This window comes from Nonomuraea sp. NPDC004702, assembly GCF_053601695.1.
Genome location: NZ_JBSGCE010000113.1, coordinates 1 through 17,764, shown reverse-complemented (window position 1 = coordinate 17,764; position 17,764 = coordinate 1). Strand labels below are relative to the sequence as shown.

General features: G+C 71.3%; 15 protein-coding genes. 7 read left to right on the top strand and 8 right to left on the bottom strand.

Annotation, left to right across the window (positions count from 1 at the left end; all coding sequences use genetic code 11):
• Nucleotides 1-379: 379 nt before the first annotated feature.
• Nucleotides 380-1,348, bottom strand: a complete 969-nt coding sequence (gene pip / locus ACWEJ6_RS51220) for a prolyl aminopeptidase (protein WP_452432847.1) — start codon at nucleotides 1,346-1,348, stop codon at nucleotides 380-382.
• A gap of 93 nt (nucleotides 1,349-1,441) precedes the next feature.
• Here pip and ACWEJ6_RS51215 point away from each other — a divergent pair, with 93 nt between their 5' ends.
• The 3 genes from ACWEJ6_RS51215 (at nucleotide 1,442) to fxsT (ending at nucleotide 5,232) form a co-directional block, all read left to right on the top strand.
• Nucleotides 1,442-1,945, top strand: coding sequence for a MarR family winged helix-turn-helix transcriptional regulator (locus tag ACWEJ6_RS51215; RefSeq protein ID WP_452432845.1), 504 nt, complete (start codon nucleotides 1,442-1,444; stop codon nucleotides 1,943-1,945).
• Nucleotides 1,946-2,536: 591 nt separating this feature from the next.
• Complete coding sequence (locus ACWEJ6_RS51210) at nucleotides 2,537-2,734, top strand: hypothetical protein (RefSeq protein WP_452432843.1); 198 nt, start codon at nucleotides 2,537-2,539, stop codon at nucleotides 2,732-2,734.
• On the top strand, nucleotides 2,731-5,232 hold the full coding sequence (gene fxsT / locus ACWEJ6_RS51205) for an FxSxx-COOH system tetratricopeptide repeat protein (RefSeq protein WP_452432841.1): 2,502 nt from the start codon (nucleotides 2,731-2,733) through the stop codon (nucleotides 5,230-5,232). The genes ACWEJ6_RS51210 and fxsT overlap by 4 nt, the downstream gene beginning before the upstream one ends.
• 276 nt (nucleotides 5,233-5,508) lie before the next feature.
• Here the strand turns inward: fxsT and ACWEJ6_RS51200 are convergent, their stop codons facing one another.
• Entirely contained in the window at nucleotides 5,509-6,978 is a 1,470-nt protein-coding gene (locus tag ACWEJ6_RS51200; RefSeq protein ID WP_387683388.1) for a phosphodiester glycosidase family protein, read from the bottom strand.
• Between the two features lie 260 nt (nucleotides 6,979-7,238).
• On the opposite strand from ACWEJ6_RS51200, the gene trpS reads away from it, so the two are divergent.
• Nucleotides 7,239-8,201 carry a tryptophan--tRNA ligase gene (gene trpS, locus ACWEJ6_RS51195; RefSeq protein WP_452432840.1) on the top strand — a complete coding sequence of 321 codons (963 nt, stop codon included), beginning with the start codon at nucleotides 7,239-7,241 and terminating at the stop codon, nucleotides 8,199-8,201.
• 95 nt (nucleotides 8,202-8,296) lie between these two features.
• Here the strand turns inward: trpS and ACWEJ6_RS51190 are convergent, their stop codons facing one another.
• From ACWEJ6_RS51190 to ACWEJ6_RS51170, 5 genes are read right to left on the bottom strand one after another with little or no spacing between them, the layout of a single operon-like run.
• Nucleotides 8,297-8,698, bottom strand: coding sequence for a cupin domain-containing protein (locus ACWEJ6_RS51190; RefSeq protein ID WP_452432839.1), 402 nt, complete (start codon nucleotides 8,696-8,698; stop codon nucleotides 8,297-8,299).
• Nucleotides 8,699-8,703: 5 nt separating this feature from the next.
• Nucleotides 8,704-9,735: a DmpA family aminopeptidase gene (locus tag ACWEJ6_RS51185; RefSeq protein ID WP_452432838.1), complete on the bottom strand. Its 1,032-nt coding sequence runs from the start codon at nucleotides 9,733-9,735 to the stop codon at nucleotides 8,704-8,706.
• The gene (locus ACWEJ6_RS51180; RefSeq protein WP_358303001.1) at nucleotides 9,732-11,348 is read right to left on the bottom strand and encodes a PucR family transcriptional regulator; all 1,617 of its coding nucleotides are present in this window, start codon (nucleotides 11,346-11,348) and stop codon (nucleotides 9,732-9,734) included. Before ACWEJ6_RS51180 ends, ACWEJ6_RS51185 begins: the two co-directional genes overlap by 4 nt.
• A gap of 56 nt (nucleotides 11,349-11,404) precedes the next feature.
• A complete protein-coding gene (locus ACWEJ6_RS51175) occupies nucleotides 11,405-13,033 on the bottom strand; it encodes an AMP-binding protein (protein WP_452432837.1) in 1,629 nt (542 codons plus the stop codon).
• A gap of 12 nt (nucleotides 13,034-13,045) precedes the next feature.
• The gene (locus tag ACWEJ6_RS51170) at nucleotides 13,046-13,747 is read right to left on the bottom strand and encodes a TetR/AcrR family transcriptional regulator C-terminal domain-containing protein (protein WP_452432836.1); all 702 of its coding nucleotides are present in this window, start codon (nucleotides 13,745-13,747) and stop codon (nucleotides 13,046-13,048) included.
• A gap of 55 nt (nucleotides 13,748-13,802) precedes the next feature.
• Between ACWEJ6_RS51170 and ACWEJ6_RS51165 the strand changes: the two genes are divergently transcribed.
• Nucleotides 13,803-15,251 (top strand): MFS transporter, encoded by a 1,449-nt coding sequence (locus ACWEJ6_RS51165; protein WP_452432834.1) that lies wholly within the window; start codon nucleotides 13,803-13,805, stop codon nucleotides 15,249-15,251.
• On the opposite strand, the gene ACWEJ6_RS51160 is transcribed toward ACWEJ6_RS51165, so the two are convergent.
• On the bottom strand, nucleotides 15,248-15,955 hold the full coding sequence (locus ACWEJ6_RS51160) for an alternative oxidase (RefSeq protein ID WP_452432833.1): 708 nt from the start codon (nucleotides 15,953-15,955) through the stop codon (nucleotides 15,248-15,250). The two genes, ACWEJ6_RS51165 and ACWEJ6_RS51160, sit on opposite strands and share 4 nt — an antisense overlap.
• Before the next feature lie 236 nt (nucleotides 15,956-16,191).
• Between ACWEJ6_RS51160 and ACWEJ6_RS51155 the strand changes: the two genes are divergently transcribed.
• Together ACWEJ6_RS51155 and ACWEJ6_RS51150 are read left to right on the top strand one after the other, a co-directional pair.
• Complete coding sequence (locus tag ACWEJ6_RS51155; protein ID WP_358302986.1) at nucleotides 16,192-17,472, top strand: aspartate aminotransferase family protein; 1,281 nt, start codon at nucleotides 16,192-16,194, stop codon at nucleotides 17,470-17,472.
• On the top strand, nucleotides 17,469-17,764 hold a 296-nt coding region (locus ACWEJ6_RS51150), incomplete at its 3' end, for an aldehyde dehydrogenase family protein (protein WP_358302983.1). The genes ACWEJ6_RS51155 and ACWEJ6_RS51150, both read left to right, overlap by 4 nt.

The window sequence follows — 17,764 nt, the reverse complement described above, 5'->3', positions numbered from 1 at the left end:
GGCCAGCCGCCGACCGGCCAGACAGGCGCGATGGGCCAGCCGGGGCAGCCCGGCCGCGCATCCGGCCCGGCTCTGCGCCGATGGTACTGCACTCGGGAGGGTGTGGGAGAGTAGGTCACCGCCGGACAATCTTTGGGAAGGGCTCCGACTTCGGTCGGGGCCCTTTCTGCATTTCCGGAGTAATTCAGCATGCCCGGCTGCTTGGTGTTATCCGGGACGGTTTCGTACGCGCGTCTCGGGCCAGGCCGGCATCTGAGCCGGTCGTCGACCCTTACGTGCAGTGCTATGAGCAGAGAATTGCGGTCTGTTATTGGAAACGACCGTTCACACCCCTTGTTGTGAGCGCGCCCCGGCCATGAGGTGATGGCGGGCCGAGGGGTCAGCTCTGTTTGGGGGGTGAGAAGGTTTCGATGGCCTCGTTCAGGATCTTGCTGAAGGATTCGCTGCCGGTGTGGCCGGAGTCTGTCACTACGTGCAGGTCGGCGTCGGGCCAGACCTTGGTCAGCTCCCAGGCTGTCTGGAGAGGGCTGCCCATGTCCAGGCGGCCGTGGATCAGAGCGCCGGGGATGCCGGCCAGCCGATGTGCGTTGCGTAGGAGCACGCCCTCTTCCAGCCAGGCGGCGTTGGCGAAGTAGTGGGCGCAGATGCGGGTCATGGCCATGATGGCGTCGTCCGGCCGGTTGCTGTAGGCGTTGGGTGTGCCGTTGGTCTCCTGGGAGATCACCGCGTCCTCCCAGGTGACCCAGTCGTGGGCGGCCTTCTCGCGTACCTTCGGGTCGGGGTCGGCCAGCAGTCGCGAGTACGCCGCCAGCACCTTGAACACGTCCCCGTCGCTGTCGGCGTCGGGGACGCCTTGCACGAATCGTTCTTGCGCCTCCGGGAAGAACCTGCCGACGCCCCGGTAGAGCCAGTCGATCTCGGAGCGTCGGGTCATGGTGACCGCCGGGATGACGATCTCCGACACCCGCTCGGGATGGGTCTCGGCGTAGGCCAGGATCAGCGTCGAACCCCACGAACCGCCGTACAGCAGCCACTGGTCGATGCCGAGGTGCTCGCGCAGCAGTTCCATGTCGGCGATCAGGTTGTGGGTGGTGTTGGCGGTCAGGTCGGTGGCCGGGTCGGCGGCGTGCGGGCGGCTGCGGCCGCAGTTGCGCTGGTCGAACAGGACGATGCGGAAACGGTCCGGGTCGAATCTGCGGCGGGAGCCGGTCGAACATCCTGACCCGGGCCCGCCGTGCACGACGACCGCGGGCTTGCCGTCGGGGTTGCCGCAGACCTCCCAGTAGATGAGGTTGCCGTCGCCGACATCGAGCAAGCCGTGCTCGTACGGTTCGATCGAGGGATACAAGGGGGCTCCTGCCGTTGGAGGGGTGGAGGCATGGCGCGCACTGCGCAGCCGGATGCGGGTCGGCGTTTATGCCAGCGCTGTTATATTAGCACTGTGACATCTTCGGACCCCACCGCGATACCCGACCCCTGGCACTCCCTGCACGAGCTCCTGGCGGCCATGGACGCTGAGATCGAACAGGTCTACCTGGAGCGTGGCCTCGACGGGGTGCGCACTCGATTCGCCTATCCGCTCATCCGGCTCGCCCACGCGGGGCCGCTGACCATTCGCGAGCTCGCGAAGTCCCTGAACCGTTCGCACTCCGCGATCAGTCAGACCGTCGCCGCCATGCGCAAGGAGGGTCTCGTCACCTCGGAGCCGGGGCCCGACGCGCGCACCCGCCGGATCGACCTGACCGAGCGCGGCCGGGCGCTGGTGCCGTTCCTGGAGGCGGAGTGGCGTGCCACCCACCAGACGGTCGCCGAGCTGGACGGCGAGCTCCCGTACGCGATGACGGCCGTGGTGGAGGAGGTTCGGCGGGCGTTGGAACGCCGGTCGATGCGGCAGCGGATCCTTCATCACCTCGTCGAGCCGCCGCCGATGGGGTCACAAGGCTGAGATTCACCGGAGGGTCGGCCGCGCGGGGGCCCGCGGGCGTCTCGGTCGCCGTCCGGCTGGGTGAAGCGGTTGGAAAGTCGGCGGGTCCGGAGCGGACGGCGTGGCGGGGTGGCAAGGAAGCTGGTGCCGGGTCGTCGGGGTTGAGCGGCGGCACGAGTCTGGGGCCGGTGATCGGTGATGTTGTGCGCCGGATGGCGGTTGGGCAAGGTCAGGGGTTGTTCATGGTCCTGATAATCTCGCTGGGATACTGAACGTAATCGGGTAACTCTATTAGAGTGACCGTTTCTCCCCCTTCCAGGCAGTCAGCGCGTCGTAGCCGTCGGCTGCTGGCGTGGACGTTCGCGTCGATCTCCGTCGGGTTGGTGGCCGCGGGGGTCGTGGGGTTCTTCGCCGAGCCGTTACAGCTGGAGATGCTGGACAAGCGGGCCAGCGTCGTCAGCATGTTCGTGGGTGTCGCGGGGTTGTTCATCGCCGGGGTCGGGTTGTGGGTGCAGCTTCGGGCGGCCATGGCGCCCACCGGCGGCGGTGAGAGCGGTCCGGAGAGCGAGGGGGCCGGGCGGGCTGGTGCCGGTTCTGATGGCTCGGGGTCCGATGAGGCTGGTCAGGGTGCTGTCGGTACGGGTGCCGGTGCGGCTGGGCCCGGTGGCGGGCGCGGTAGTGGGCCGGGTGGCGTTGGCGATGGTGGCGGTCGTGGTGGGGCCGTCGGTGGTGCTGCTGGTGGGGCGGTCGAGAGGGCTGAGGGGCAGCGGTCGATCGTGGTCGGGCGGCAGGAGTCCGGGCTGGCCATGACCGGGGACAGGTCCACGGCGGTGACCGGGGGGCATGTCGAGGTCATCGGGGACGTGCATCTGCCGTCGCGGCCCCGGGTGGCGACGCGGCCCGTGCAGCTGGCGCCGCGGCCGCCGCAGCTCGTCGGGCGGGACGAGGTCGTGGTGGAGCTGCGCGAGCGGCTGCTGGCCAGCGAGGTGCGGCCGGCGGTGGTGGCCGTGCACGGGCTCGGCGGCGTGGGCAAGACCAGTCTCGCGCTGGAGTACGCCTATCGCCATCAGCACGACTACGAGCTCGTCTGGCAGTTGCCGGCGGCCGATCCAGCGGTGTTGTCGGCGGCGTTCGCCCGGTTGGCGGCTCTCATGGGCTTACGGGAGCTGGGCGCGGACGCGGCGGACCCGGTCGACCAGGTGCACGCCGCGCTGGCGGCGCGTACCGAACCGTGGTTGCTGATCTTCGACAACGTGCCGGAGGCCGAGGCGGTGCGGGCCGTGCTGCCGCCGGCGGGGCCGGGGCACGTGCTGATCACGAGCCGGTCCGGGAGCTGGCCGCGGGATCGCGGGCTGGAGCTGCCGGTGCTAGACCTGGAGTCGGCGGCGCTGCTGATGCTGGCGAGCACGGGGCAGGACGACACCGTCGCGGCGGCGGCCGTGGTGGCGGAGCTCGGAGCGCTGCCGCTGGCGCTGGAGCAGGCCGCGGCCTACATGTCAGAGACGGGGCTGGAGCTGTCGGAGTACCTGGATCTGCTGCATCACCAGCGTGCCGAGTTGCTGGCGCAGGGGCAGGCGTGGGGTTACCGCGAGCGGGTGGCCACCACATGGCAGTTCGCGTTCCGGCGGCTGGCCAGGACGAGTCCGCAGGCCATCGCGTTGCTGCGGCTGCTGTCCTGCTACGCGCACGAGGCGATCCCGTACCATCTGCTGCTCTCGCCGCTGGCGCGGTGGGCGCCGCGGGAGCTGTTCCGGGCGGACGTGCAGCGGCGGCGGGCCTACGGGCGGATCCCCGGGCCGCGCACGCGCGTGCTGCGGGACGTGCATCCGAGCGTGTTGCTGATGATGCGGGCGCTGCCGCGGGACACGTTGAGGATCAATGCGGCGCTGAGCGCGTTGCGGGGGCACAGCCTGATCGGTCCGCCCGTGGACGGGACGGTCACGGTGCACCGGCTGGTGCAGGCCGTCACGCTCGACCAGCTTCCGCTGCGCGCGCAGCGCCGTTGGCGGGAGGTGGCGGCGGTGCTGGTGGAGGCCGTGCTGCCCGACAATCCGGCGCAGAAGGCGCGATGGGCGCGGTACGCCAGGCTGCTGCCGCACATCCGGACGGTGCTCGGGCCGACCTCGCCCGGCATGGACAAGACGGCCCAGTATCTGGGGGCCAGCGGCGACTACCGTACGGCGAAGTCGTTGTTCCAGGAGATCGCCGACGCGCTCGCGGCGGCGCTCGGCCCGGAGGAGGTCGCCACGCTGACGGCCCGGCACGAGCTGGCGCTCTGGACGGGCGAGGCGGGCGACCCGGCGGCGGCGCGTGACCAGTACCTGGAGCTGCTGCCCGTCTACGAACGGGTGCTCGGCCCCGAACACCCGCACACCCTGACGACCCGGCACAACCTGGCCCAGTGGACGGGACGAGCCGGCGATCCGGTGGCCGCCCGTGACCAGTACGCGGCGCTGCTGCCCGTCCGGCAGTGGGTGTCGGGCCCCGAGCATCCGGACACCCTGACCACGCAGGCCAACCTGGCCCAGTGGACCGGGCAGGCCGGGGACGCGGCCGCGGCCCGTGACCAGTACGCGGCGCTGCTGCCGGTGCGGGAGCGGGTGCAGGGGCCCGAGCATCCCTCGACGCTGATCAACCGGCACGAGCTGGCCCGGTGGACCGGCGAGCTGGGGGACGCGCTGGCCGCCCGTGACCAGTACGCGGCGTTGCTCCTGGTACGGGAGCGGGTGTCGGGACCGCATCATCCGGACACGTTGACCGTCCGGCACGAGTTGGCGCGGTGGACGGGGGAGCTGGGGGAGGCGGCCGCGGCGCGGGATCAGTTCGCGGCGTTGGTGCCGATACGGGAGCGGGTGCAGGGGCCCGAGCATCCGGACACGCTCACCGCCAGGGCCAGCCTGGCCCAGTGGACGGGGAAGGCGGGGGACGCGGCGGCCGCCCGTGACCTGTACGCGGCGCTGCTTCCCGTCCGGGAGCGCATTCTCGGGCCCGACCATCCGGACACGTTGACGATCCGGCACGAGCTGGCGCGGTGGACGGGGGAGTTGGGGGAGGCTGCCGCGGCGCGGGATCAGTATGCGGCGTTGGTGCCGGTGCGGGAGCGGGTGCAGGGGGCCGAGCATCCGGACACGCTGACCGCCAGGGCCAACCTCGCGTACTGGACGGGGATGGCGGGGGACGCGGCGGGGGCTCGCGATCTCTGCGCGGCGTTGCTGCCGGTCAGGGCTCGTGTGCTGGGGGCCGGGCATCCGGCCACGGTGACGACCAGGGAACAACTCGCCCACTGGACCGCCCACGCCCGCCCGTGAAGTCCGGGCCGGGAGACGTGGCCCGCGCCCGCGCCAACGGGGGGAGTGGGATGCCCGGCGGAGAGAACAGCTGGGGCAGTGGGGGGCAAGGCGACGGAGAGCCGAGGCAGTGGGGGTGTCTGGCGGAGGGAGAGCCGAGGCGGTGGGGGGTGTCTGGCGGAGGGAGAGCTTAGGCGGTTGGGGGTGCCTGGCGGGGCCGGGCCGCTGCCGTGGGGCGGTGTTTGAGAAGGGAGAGCCGGGGCGGAGGGGGCGAGCCTGCCCCTCGCGCCCCGGCGGCTACTGGGGAAGGACGAGGAGGGCGTCGCCGACGCCGCGCTCCACGCCGTCCGATGGCCGGTTGACCAGCTTGTTCGACACCACCATCGCGGTCGAGCCGCCGCCGTCCAGGTTGATGGCCTGGACCGCGCCGAGCCAGCGCATGAACTGGGCGGCCTCGTGGAAGTTGGCGCCGATGGTCACGCCGGGCTGGCGGCCGTCGATGGTGGCCAGGATGAGGCTGCCGTTCCTGGTGACGCCGAGGAGGGTGCGCGGGTGGCGGCGCAGGATCATGTTGACGGAGTCGTGGCCGTCGCGCTTGGCGGTGATCTTCACGTGGCCGTTGCGCACCAGGCCGACGCCGCCGGCGATGACGTTCAGGTCGGGGGTCAGCTTGAGGGCCTTGCGGGTGCGCAGGTCGGTGACCTTCGTGTCGATCTTGACCGTCCAGCCCTCCCAGGCGTGCTCGTCGAGCCATTCGGCGGCGCCGCCCTGGCCGTGCAGCACCCGGGTGCCCTTGGCCACGGCGGCGCCGCTCGCGCGTACGGTGACCGCCTTGCCGTTGGCGTCGAGGACGACGTCGGTGCCGCCGGTGGGGGTCTTGGCGCCGTACTCCTCGGTGTAGAGCACGGCCTCGTCCGTGGCGGCGGCGCGGTTGACGCCGTTGACGACGAGCTTGTCGCCGTCCTGGGAGACGGCGGTGACGGCGGTCTTCAGCTCGGTGATGCGCACGCTGCGGCCCTGGAGCACCACGGCGGAGCGGCCCGGCACGGCCTCGCTGAGCAGTCGGCCGGCCACCACGGAGGCGCCGACGGGCTCGCCGCGCAGGTTCTTGGCGGTGTGGATGTTGAAGAAGCCGCCGTTGACGCCGACCACCGCGTTGCGCGCCTTGGCCATCGAGGAGACCGTCTCGCGCGCGGCGACGCTGGCGCCGAGGGAGGCGGCGTACGAGCCGCGGAACGTCCGGGAGTCGATCATGACGACCTTGGCGTCCCAGGGGCCGGTGGTCTTGAGGCCGTCGTCGCCGAGGTAGTCGACCTTGACCTTCAGCCCGGCTTCCTTGAGCGCCTTGGCGGTCTCGTCGGCCTTCGCCTTGTCCTTGAAGGACCACAGGCCCACGCGGACCATGTAGACGGTCTGGGAGGGCGCGTCGGCCACGCTCGGCCGGATCACCTTCTGCAGGCTCGGCGCCTCCCCGGCCGCCTCGACCTCGGCGACCTTGGCCTGGGCGGTCTCCAGCGCGCCGTAGTCGCGGCCGCTCGGCATGAGCACGGTCACCGTGTAGCCGTCGGTGGAGCTGCCCGCCTTCACGTCGTACAGGTCGATGCCCTGCGTCACGGCGGTCAGCGTCTTGGTGGCGGCAGGCCGGGCGCCCAGCGGGAAACTGGCCGACGGGAACTTCACCGCGAGCTGCGCCGCCGAGGCGGGCAGCGTGGTGACGGTGATCGTGGCGGCTATGGCCAGGCCGCCGGCGAGGGTGCGTCGAGACATGAACTCTCCAGAGGGCGGAAAAGGGACCGAACCATCCTGACGAGATCAAGGTCCCGGAGTCAGCCGAACGCACCAAACTGCTCAAGAGGTTACGAGATTGACACCCAGCCCAGATAACATTGAGCTATGACCCGTATCAGCATGTGGTGGCGGCCGGCAGACGGCCGCTGATTCCCCATGCTGGGCCGTCCTGGTGGCGGCCCTTTTCCGTGCGTGCGGGCTCCCCTCAGGCGGCGGCACACCTGAAGGAGAGACCCATCGTGAACGACGTCGTCCTGACCGGCGACCGTCCGACCGGACGCCTGCATCTGGGCCACTATTTCGGCACCCTCGCCAACCGGGTGGAGCTGCAGGACCGTTACCGGACGTACGTGCTGATCGCCGACTACCAGGTGATCACCGACCGCGACCTGCCCGGCGAGATCCAGCGCAACATCACCGAGGTGCTCCTCGACTACCTGGCCGTCGGCCTCGACCCGGGCAAGGTCACGATCTTCCAGCACAGCGCGATCCCGGAGCTGAACCAGCTCCTGCTGCCGTTCCTGAGCCTGGTGTCGGTGGCGGAGCTGAGCCGCAACCCGACGGTGAAGGACGAGATCGCGCACAGCGCCCGGCGCGCGGTGAGCGGCCTGCTGTTCACCTATCCGGTGCACCAGGCCGCCGACATCCTGTTCTGCAAGGGCACGCTGGTGCCCGTGGGCCGCGACCAGCTTCCGCACGTGGAGGTGGCGCGGCTGGTCGCGCGGCGCTTCAACGAGCGGTACGGCGAGGTGTTCCCGCTGCCCGAGGCCATGTTGGGCGAGCGTCCGCTGCTCATGGGCCTGGACGGCGGCAAGATGAGCAAGAGCCGCGGCAACGCCATCGCCCTGGCGGCCACCGAGGACGAGACCGCCGCCCTCATCCGCAGGGCCCGCACCGACTCCGACCGCCTGATCACCTTCGACGAGGCGCACCGGCCCGGCGTGGCGAACCTGCTCACGCTGGCCGGGCTCTGCCTCGGCCGCCCGCCCCGGGAGATCGCCGACGAGATCGGCGACGGCGGGGCCGCCGCGCTCAAGGCGCTGACCACCGAGGCGGTCAACGAGTTCCTGCGCCCGATCAGGCGGCGGCGGCGCGAGCACACCGAGGCCGACGTCCGTCAGGTGCTGGCGCAGGGCAACGAGCGGGCCCGGGAGCGGGCGGTCCGCACGCTGGCGGAGGTGCGCGCGGCGATGGGGTTCTAGCGGGGTCGCCCGGACTACTCGGACTTTCCGGACTACTCGGACTTTCCGGACTACTCGGACTTTCCGGACTACTCGGACTTTTGGGACTACTCGGACTACTCGGACTGCTTGGACTGCTTGGACTGTCGGGACTGGTACACCTTGCGCAGCGTCTCGTGCACGATCCACGTCGTGCGCGCGCCCTCGGCCAGCAGGCACACGTCGCCGGGGCCGACCTCGATGGTGGTGCCGCCCTCGACGGCGATCGTGGCGCGGCCGGACAGCACCACGAAGATCTCGTCGGTCTCGACGTCGGTGACGACACCCGGGGTGATCTCCCAGATGCCCCTGCCGTCGCCGAGCTCCAGCGACGACGTGGCCGGGTCGCCGGCGACGATCTGCTCGGGGTCGAGCTCGTCGGGGGTCAGCCGCACGTCGTGCACGGGCACGGCGAACGCGCCGGCGGTCGCGATCATGCGGCCGAGGTCTTCGAGGTCGGGCATCAGGACGTCAGACATGTTGCTCATTTCACCAGGTCGGCGAGGCGGGCGCCGTCGAGTGCGTAGGCGGTGAAGCCGTTCGCGCCGGTCATCGTACCGGCGGCGACCAGCGCGTTGACGATGGCCTCCTCCGTGGCCTCGATCGCGGCGTGGAAGAGCGGGTCGAGACGGGCGTCGGCCAGCACGCGCACCTCGAACACGCCGGAGCCCTTGTCGTCGAGGGCGTTGGAGGGCAGGCCGCGGTTGCCGGTGGCGAAGCAGACGAAGCCGTCGCCGCTGCTGCTCTCGCCGGCGCCGCCCGTCCTGGCCACGCCGAGCCCGGCGCGCTGGGCGAGCTTGCGGCACTGGTGGGGGAGGAGCGGCGCGTCCGTGGCGACCACGGCGATGATCGATCCCGCGCCCTCGGGGCCGCCGGGGCGGGGCACGTCGTCCATGACGATCGGGCGGCCGTTGACGGTGAGCCGGTCGCGGCTGCCGTGGTTGGCCTGCACGAGCACGCCGACCGTGTAGTCGCCGGTCACGCGGGACGCGGTGCCGATGCCGCCCTTGAAGCCGTGGCAGATCATGCCGGTGCCGCCGCCGACCGAGCCCTCGGGCACCGGGCCCGCCGAGGCGCCGTGGTAGGCCCGTTCGACGTGCTCCTGGCGGACGTGCCGGGCGTCGATGTCGTTGAGCCGGCCGTCCCAGGTCTCGGCGACCACCGGCAGCGACCACGCGCTCCCGCCCCGGCCGCCGATCTCCAGGGAGACCAGCGCGTCGCGCACCACGCCGACGGAGAAGGTGTTGGTCAGCCCGATCGGCGAGTGCAGCAGGCCGAAGTCGTCCAGGTAGGGCAGGCCGGTCATCTCGCCGTTGCCGTTGAGCCAGTGGTAGCCGGCGTAGACGGGGGAGTCGTAGGCCGGGCCGGGGCCGGGACGGACGACGGTGACCCCCGTACGGGCGGTGCCCTCGGTCAGCGTGGTGTGGCCGACGAGCACGCCGGGCACGTCGGTGATCGCGTTCAGCGGACCGGGGACGCCGGTGCCGATGACGATGCCGTGATCACGAGCTCTCAACGGTTCTCCCTGCGGAACGACTCCAGCGCCAGCAGCGCGACGTGCAGTGACAGGCATGACTCGACGTCGTCGAGGTCGGTGTCGAGGATGCGTTCGAGGCGGCGCAGGCGGTCGTAGAAGGCGGGCCTGGACAGGTGGGCCTTCTGGGCGGCCACGGCCTTGTTGCGGCCCGCGTCGAGGTAGGTGCGCAGGATCCGGGTGAGGTCGCCGCCGCGCTGGGCGTCGTGCGCCAGCAGCGGGCCCAGCTCGCGCTCGGCGAACGTCTGCAGCCGCGCGTCGTCGCGCAGCAGGTGGAGCAGGCCGCGCAGGCGCAGGTCGGGCAGGCGGTAGAAGGCGCGGCCGTCCGGCTGGCGCACGGCCACGTCGGCGACCTGCTCGGCTTCGAGGAAGCTGCGCCGTACGTCCCGGATGGACTCCACCACCGACCCCGCGGCCAGCACGAACGCCGAGCCGGGCCGCCACAGCATGCGCAGCCGCTCGGCGAGCGCGGTCAGCGCGGGCTCGGCGCCGGTACGCGGCGGAAGCGGCAGCAGGACGCCGACCCGCTCCTGGTCGAGCGCGCCCACCAGGGCGGGCAGGCGGGCGTCGCGGCAGGCGGCGGCGGTGGCCTCGGCCAGCTCGCCGAGCTGTGCCTGGCCGTCGAGCGCCTGGTCGACGGGCTCGGTCGGCCTGATGACGACGCTGATCAGCTTGCGCCCGGTCAGCGGCACGCCGACCGCGCGGGCGCGGGCGGCGGCCTCGTCGGGGTCGGCGTAGGCGTGGGTCAGGATGCCGGTGATGATCGTGCCGTGGGCCTGGCGTTCCAGGGACTCCTGGTGGCGTTCCAGCAGGCGGCCGAGGGCGAGGGTGGTGGCGGCGCGTTCGGCCAGCACCATCTCGCGTGGGGTCGGCGGCGTCTCGCAGATGAGGATCAGCCGCCCCCAGTCCTGGCCGCGCGCGCCGACGGTGGTGACCAGCCAGCCCGAGGCGGGGTCGTAGGCGGTGCGCTCGGCCGGGGCCACGCCGCGCGACCTGGTCTCCCAGCCGGCCAGCAGCGCGCCGGCGTCGCGGCCCGCGGACTCGCAGGCCAGCACCTGGTGGGCGAGGTTCTCCAGCAGCACCGGGCGGCCGGACAGCCGGGCGACCTGGGTGAGCACCTCGGCGGGCGAGGCGCCCTCGACCGACAGCTCGGTGAACACCTCGTGCAACTGCTCGGAGGCGCGCAGCTCCTCAAGCTGGATGTCGATGATCCGGGCGTGCACGGACTCGGTGATCTGCACGAACGGCGTCTCGCGGGCCAGCACGATGACCGGCAGACCGTGCTCCTCGGCGGACTTGACCACCGCCCGCGGCAGCTCGCGCAGGAACCTGCGGCCGAGCTCCACGATCAGCCCGGAGGCGCCCACGGAGGCGAGCTCGCCCACGTAGTCGGCGAGCTTCTCCGGGTCGTCGGGCAGCGCGACGCCCGTGGTGAGCACCAGCTCGCCGCCGCGCAGCAGATGGGCGATGTCGGCGATCTCGCCGACGTGCACCCACCGCACCTTGGTGTCGAGCCGGTCGGCGCCCGCGACCACGCGCGGGCCGCCCCGGCGCACGGTCTCCAGGGCGAGGACGTCGGCAATGGTGGGCAGCACGGGGCGAGCCTAGCCGATCAACCTGTAAGAACGGTCAAACAGCCATATACACACTGTCACAGATTGAACTCCTCCTCGCGGTACTCGCCTCGGGGTTCGCGCACCCGCAACTCCACCCGCCGGATCTTGCCCGAGATCGTCTTGGGCAGCTCGGCGAACTCCAGCCGGCGTACCCGCTTGTACGGCGCCAGCTCCCGGCGGCAGTGCTCGAAGATCGACCGCGCGGTGTCGGCGCCGGCCTCGAACCCGGGGGCCAGCATCACGTACGCCTTCGGCACCGCCAGGCGCACCGGGTCGGGGGCGGGCACGACGGCGGCCTCGGCCACCGCGGGATGCTCCAGCAGCACGCTCTCCAGCTCGAACGGCGAGATGCGGTAGTCGGAGGCCTTGAAGACGTCGTCGGTCCGGCCGACGTAGGTGATGTAGCCGTCCTGGTCACGGGTGGCGACGTCGCCGGTGTGGTAGAAACCGTCGCGCATGGCCTCGGCGGAGCCGCCGACGTACCCGGCCATCAGGCCCAGAGGGCGGGGGTCGAGCGGCAGGCAGATCTCGCCGTCGTCGCCGGGCTCGCCGGTGACGGGGTCGATGAGCACGATGTCGTAGCCGGGCAGCGGGCGTCCCATCGATCCGGGCTTGACCGGCTCGTCCGGTACGTTGCCGATCTGGGCGGTGGTCTCGGTCTGGCCGTAGCCGTCGCGGATGGTGATGCCCCACGCCTTGGCGACCTGGTCGATGATCTCGGGGTTGAGCGGCTCGCCCGCGGCCACGGCCGTGCGCAACGGCAGCTTCCAGGCCGCCAGGTCCTCCTGGATGAGCATCCGCCACACGGTCGGGGGCGCGCAGAACGTGGTGACCCGCTCGTCGCACAGCACCTCCAGCAACGCGCGGGCGGCGAAGCGCTCGTAGTTGTGGATGAGCACGGTCGCCCCGGCGTTCCAGGGGGCGAACACGTTGCTCCAGGCGTGCTTGGCCCAGCCGGGGGAGGAGACGTTGAGGTGCACGTCGCCGGGGCGCAGGCCGATCCAGAACATCGTGGACAGGTGGCCGGCCGGGTAGGAGGCGTGGGTGTGCTCGACCAGCTTGGGGCGGGAGGTCGTGCCGGAGGTGAAGTAGAGCAGCAGGGGGTCGCCGGCCAGGGTGGGGGCGTCGGGGGTGAACCGTTCGTGGGCGTCGTACGCCTCGTGGTACGGCAGCCACCCGTACGCGTCGCCGACCGCGATCCTGGTGAACTCGCCGGCGCCGAACTTGCCCGCGTCGGCGGCGTTGGCGATCACGTGGGCGACCTGGCCGCGGTCGAGGCGTTCGCCGATGTCCTTGGCCGTCAGCAGGGTCGTGGCCGGGATGACCACCGCCCCGAGCTTCATGGCCGCCAGCAGGGACTCCCACAGCTCGGTCTGGTTGCCCAGCATGAGCAGGACGCGGTCGCCCCGGCGCACGCCCTGCTCGTGCAGCCAGTTGGCGACCTGGTTGGAGCGGGCCGACAACTCGGCGAAGGTGTGGGAGACCCGGCTGCCGGGGTTCACGATGGTCAGGGCCGCGGCCTGCGGGGTCTCGGCGGCCAGCACCCCGTCGAACCAGTCGAGCGCCCAGTTGAACCGCTCGGCCCGCGGCCAGCGGAAGTCGCGTCGGGCCGTGGGGTAGTCGGCGCTCAGGAGAAGATCGCGGGCGGCGCGGAAATCGCTCATGCCCGGATCCTGCTACGTCGCCAGCCGCCGCTCAAGGCCGTCGAGCACCGACACGAGCCCGAAGTCGAACGCCGTGGCCCGGAGCACCTGCGGATCCTGGTACGCCCCCATGGCCATGCTCTCCAGCATGTCGGGGAAGTCGGCCGCGGCCTTGGCGACCATGCCGCGCATCTCCTCGGCGTCGTAGTCGGAGTCCTTCGCGGTGGCGTCCCAGGCGATCTCGGGCAGGGTCATGCCGTAGACGAAGGCGGTGACGGCGGCCACGGCGTAGTCGACGTCGAGGCCGTGGAAGCCGGCCACCCTGAAGATCCTGCGCATCCGGTCGGAGGCCGACAGGGCGTGCGGGCCGAGCGCGGGCACCCGGCCGAGGAGGTCGGCCGACCACGGGTGCCGCAGCATGACCGCGCGCATGCCGTACGCCATGGCCGAGGCGGCGTCGCGCCAGCCCACCTCCTCGGCGTCGAGGACGGTCATCTCGGCCCAGACCTGGTCGTAGGCCAGTTCGAGCAGTTCGTCCTTGTTGGCGACGTACCAGTAGAGGCTGGTGGCGCCGGCGCCCAGCTTCGCGCCGAGCTTGCGCATGCTCAGCCCGGCCATCCCCTCCTGGTCGAGCAGCTCCAGCGCGGCCCGGACGATCTCCTCGCGGCTGCGGCCCGGGGTGGCGGCCTTGCGGGGCTCGCGGAACCAGACAGAGGTGAACTGCTTGCCGGTCATGCTCCCAGGATAAATGCTCTCGCACAGTGTGCGAGAGTTGTCGTACGCTGTGCGAGTGAACTCGAACGCTGTACGAGACCCCCGACGCTGGTGGGTCCTTGTCGTGCTCTGCCTCTCGCTGCTGGTCCTCACGGTGGACGGAGCCGTGCTGAACCTGGCGATCCCGTCCCTGATCGAGGAGCTGGGCGCGACGCCGTCCGACATCCAGTGGATCCTCGACGCCTACGTACTGGTCTTCGCCGGCCTGCTGCTGACCGCGGGAAGTCTCTCCGACCGGTACGGCCGCCGCCGCTTCCTCGTCATCGGCCTGGCCTTCTTCGGCGGCGCGTCGCTGCTGGCCGTGCTGGCCGCCGAGCCCTGGCAGGTGATCGGCGCGCGGGCCCTGATGGGGGTCGGCGGCTCGATCCTGATGCCCTCGACGCTGTCCATCCTCATGACCGTCTTCGAGGAGGACGAGCGGCGCAAGGCCATGGCCATCTGGGGAAGCGTGGCGATGCTCGGCGTGATCGCCGGCCCGACGCTGGGCGGCTTCCTGCTGGAGCACTACTGGTGGGGCTCGGTCTTCCTGCTCAACATCCCGATCGCCGCGCTGGCCATCGTGGCCGCGTTCGTGCTGATGCCCGAGACCCGCAGCACCGGGCGGCGGATCGACCCGGTGGGCGTGGTGCTCTCGATCGTCGGCCTGACCTCGGCCGTCTACGTGATCATCGAACGCGAGTGGAACGTCGCCCTCATCGCGGTGGCGGTGGTCGCGCTGGCCGCGTTCGTCGTCTGGGAGCGGCGGGCCGAGCACCCGATGCTGCCGCTGCAGCTGTTCCGCAACCGCAACTTCAGCGGCGCGTCCTTCTCGATCCTGCTGATGTCGTTCGGCGCGGGCGCCGTGATGCTCATGCTGACCCAGTACCTGCAGTTCGTGCTGGGATACGGCGAGCTCCAGGCGGGCCTGGCCATGCTGCCCCAGGCGGTGGCGGCCGTCGTGTTCAACGGCGTCGGCGCGGCGCTGGGCAAGAAGGTGTCCAACCGGGTGCTGATCTCGGCCGGGCTGCTGATCATGGCCGTCGGGTTCGTCGTGATGGCGCTCACCACCGGCTACCTGCCGCTGATGGGCGGGCTGGTGCTGATGGGCGCGGGAGCCGGCCTGGCCGGTCCCTCCGCCTACGCCTCGCTGATGGGGGCCATCCCGCTGGAGCACGCGGGCGTCGGCTCCGCGCTCAACGACACCGTGCAGCAGGTGGGCCTGGCCATGAGCATCGCCGTGCTCGGCAGCGTGCTGGCCGGCGTCTACACCGCGGAGATGCCGCTCGACGCGCCCGCGGCGGCCCGCGAGTCGATCGGGGTCGCCGAACAGGTCGGGCTCGGCGAGGTCGCCGACCGGGCCTTCACCGTGGCCGTGCACTTCGGCTCGTGGGTCGGGGCCGGGTTCAGCGTCGCCGCCGCGCTGCTCGCGCTGGCCGTGCTGCGCCCGGCCGCGCCCGTCGCGGCTCCCGAACCGGCCAAGGTCTAGCGGACGCGGGGCTCACGCATGCTCTCCAGGCTGTCGAGCTTGTGCGTGCGCTCGTCGTGGCCGATCTGCCGGAGCAGGTCGGCCACCGAGCGGTAGCGGCCGTACTCGTCGGCGTACGTGCCGGGGTCGGGCACGAAGTCCAGGTCGGGGTTCTCGGCCACGAACGTCATGTACTCGTGCTCGGCGTGGTCCTCGAACTCGGCGTTGAGCCGGTAGCTCCAGTCCGGCCGGACCACGAACAGCACCCAGGACACGTGGTAGTAGAAGAACGCGATCAACCACGGCGCCGCCTTGTGCAGCAGCCAGTTCTGCCGCTGCCCGGCGCGCTGCACCAGGTCCTGCATGATCAGCAGGTGCCACTGCTCGTTGTCCTGGTCGGCGCGGGCCTCGACGATGCGCTCGAAGACCCTCCTGGCCAGGGCCGACCGCCCGGCGTGCCGGTGGACGGCCCAGTATCCCATCCGCTCCCACGCCTGGTACGGCACCCGCGCGATGATCTCCAGCATGGCGAACTTCGTGTAGGAGCCCTTCCTGCCGTACATGAGGTCGACGGGCTTGAACATCATCCGGGCCAGCAGGCTGTAGTGCATCCGCGGGGTGTCCAGGGTGTCCTGCTGGGCGCGGCGGAGCTGGTCGCGGTCGAGCTTGGGCGGCCCGGCGGGCGCCTCGGGGCGCCCGGGGCGCAGGTCGATGGTGACGGTCATCTTCGGTCTCCTCGGTTCGTCGATGGTCCGATGGTGGCCGAGCGGGGCCCGCCGGGTCGTCGCCCGCGAGTGGTCAATCGTGATGCCTCTGGCGGCGTACCGGGGGGCCGGCGCGTACGCCCGTAGGCGCACGGGGGATCCCCTAGGGGGAGGACTTACAGTTTGTAAGGGGATTTGACCCCCCGCCGACAGCCTGCCGCTGCCAGGAAGGCCGGGGGAACGGGATACTCGGTAGCATGTCGGAGCTTCTCGCGCGCCACCGGGCAGTGATGCCGAACTGGCTGGCCCTCAACTACAACGAGCCCATCGAGATCGTCAGCGGCAAGGGCAATCGTGTCATCGACGCCGACGGCAAGAGCTACCTGGACTTCTTCGCCGGGATCCTGACCAACATGATCGGGTACGACGTGCCCGAGGTGCGGGACGCCGTCGAGCGCCAGCTCGCCACGGGCGTGGTGCACACCAGTACCGTCTACCTGCTGCGCGGCCAGGTCGAACTCGCCGAGAAGATCGCCCGGCTCTCCGGCATCCCCGACGCCAAGGTGTTCTTCACCAACTCCGGGACGGAGGCCAACGAGACCGCCCTCCTCCTCGCGACCTACGCCCGCAGGACCGACCAGGTGCTCGCCATGCGGCAGAGCTACCACGGGCGCAGCTTCGGCGCGGTCAGCGTCACCTCCAACCGGGCGTGGAAGAACAACTCGCTCTCCCCGCTCAACGTGCACTTCCTGCACGGCGCCGACCGGCACCTCACCCAGTTCAAGGGCCTGTCCGACGCCGACTACATCAAGGCGTGCGTGGACGACCTGCGCCACGTGCTGGCCACCTCCGTCTCCAACGACGTGGCGGCGCTGATCGCCGAGCCGATCCAGGGCGTGGGCGGCTTCACCATGGCCCCCGACGGGCTGTTCGCCGCCTACAAGGAGGTCCTGGACGAGCAGGGCATCCTGCTCATCTCCGATGAGGTGCAGACCGGCTGGGGCCGTACGGGCAGCGCGTTCTTCGGCATCCAGAACCACGGCGTGACCCCCGACATGATCACGTTCGCCAAGGGCCTGGGCAACGGCTTCGCGGTCGGCGGCATCGTCGCCCGCGGCGACCTGATGGACGCCCCGCACGCGGTGGGCCTGTCCACCTTCGGCGGCAACCCCATCTCCATGGCCGCCGCGAACGCCACCCTCGACTACGTCCTCGACCACGACCTCCAGGCCAACGCGGCGCGGACCGGCGACCTCATCATCGGCGGCCTCAAGGAGGCGGCCGAGCGCCTGCCGATCGTCAAGGACGTGCGCGGCAAGGGCCTGATGTTCGCCGTCGAGCTGGAGAGCCCCGCCCAGGCCGTCCGCTTCATGGAGGAGACCAAGAAGGCGGGCCTGCTCGCCGGCAAGGGCGGCCTGTACGGCACCGCCATCCGCATGGCTCCGCCCCTCACCCTCACGGTGGAGGAGGCCGCCGAGGGCCTGGGGATCATCGTCAACGCACTCGAAGTCATCAACGCAGAGGCAGCAGCTCAGTGAAGTCGGTCAAGCACTGGATCAACGGATCTCCGGTCGACGGCGACAGCCGCACGGCGGAGATCTTCAACCCGGCGACCGGGGAGGTCAGCGGCCACGTGCGGCTGGCCTCGGCCGCCGACGTCGACGCCGCGGTCGCCGCGGCGGTCGCGGCCTTCCCCGCCTGGCGCGACGCCTCGCTCGTCAAGCGGGCGCAGGTGCTGTTCCGGTTCCGTGAGCTGATGTACGCCCATCGTGACGAGCTGGCCGCGTTGATCTCGGCCGAGCACGGCAAGGTGCATGCGGACGCGTTGGG

Excerpts from the sequence above, each read along its gene's own strand:
- ACWEJ6_RS51210 (WP_452432843.1), top strand. The coding sequence starts at position 2,537 with ATGAGGCTGGTCAGGGTGCTGTCGGTACGGGTGCCGGTGCGGCTGGGC.
- ACWEJ6_RS51155 (WP_358302986.1), top strand. The coding sequence starts at position 16,192 with ATGTCGGAGCTTCTCGCGCGCCACCGGGCAGTGATGCCGAACTGGCTG.
- ACWEJ6_RS51170 (WP_452432836.1), bottom strand. The coding sequence starts at position 13,747 with ATGACCGGCAAGCAGTTCACCTCTGTCTGGTTCCGCGAGCCCCGCAAG.
- ACWEJ6_RS51175 (WP_452432837.1), bottom strand. The coding sequence starts at position 13,033 with ATGAGCGATTTCCGCGCCGCCCGCGATCTTCTCCTGAGCGCCGACTAC.
- ACWEJ6_RS51190 (WP_452432839.1), bottom strand. The coding sequence starts at position 8,698 with ATGTCTGACGTCCTGATGCCCGACCTCGAAGACCTCGGCCGCATGATC.
- fxsT (WP_452432841.1), top strand. The coding sequence starts at position 2,731 with ATGACCGGGGACAGGTCCACGGCGGTGACCGGGGGGCATGTCGAGGTC.
- ACWEJ6_RS51200 (WP_387683388.1), bottom strand. The coding sequence starts at position 6,978 with ATGTCTCGACGCACCCTCGCCGGCGGCCTGGCCATAGCCGCCACGATC.
- ACWEJ6_RS51160 (WP_452432833.1), bottom strand. The coding sequence starts at position 15,955 with ATGACCGTCACCATCGACCTGCGCCCCGGGCGCCCCGAGGCGCCCGCC.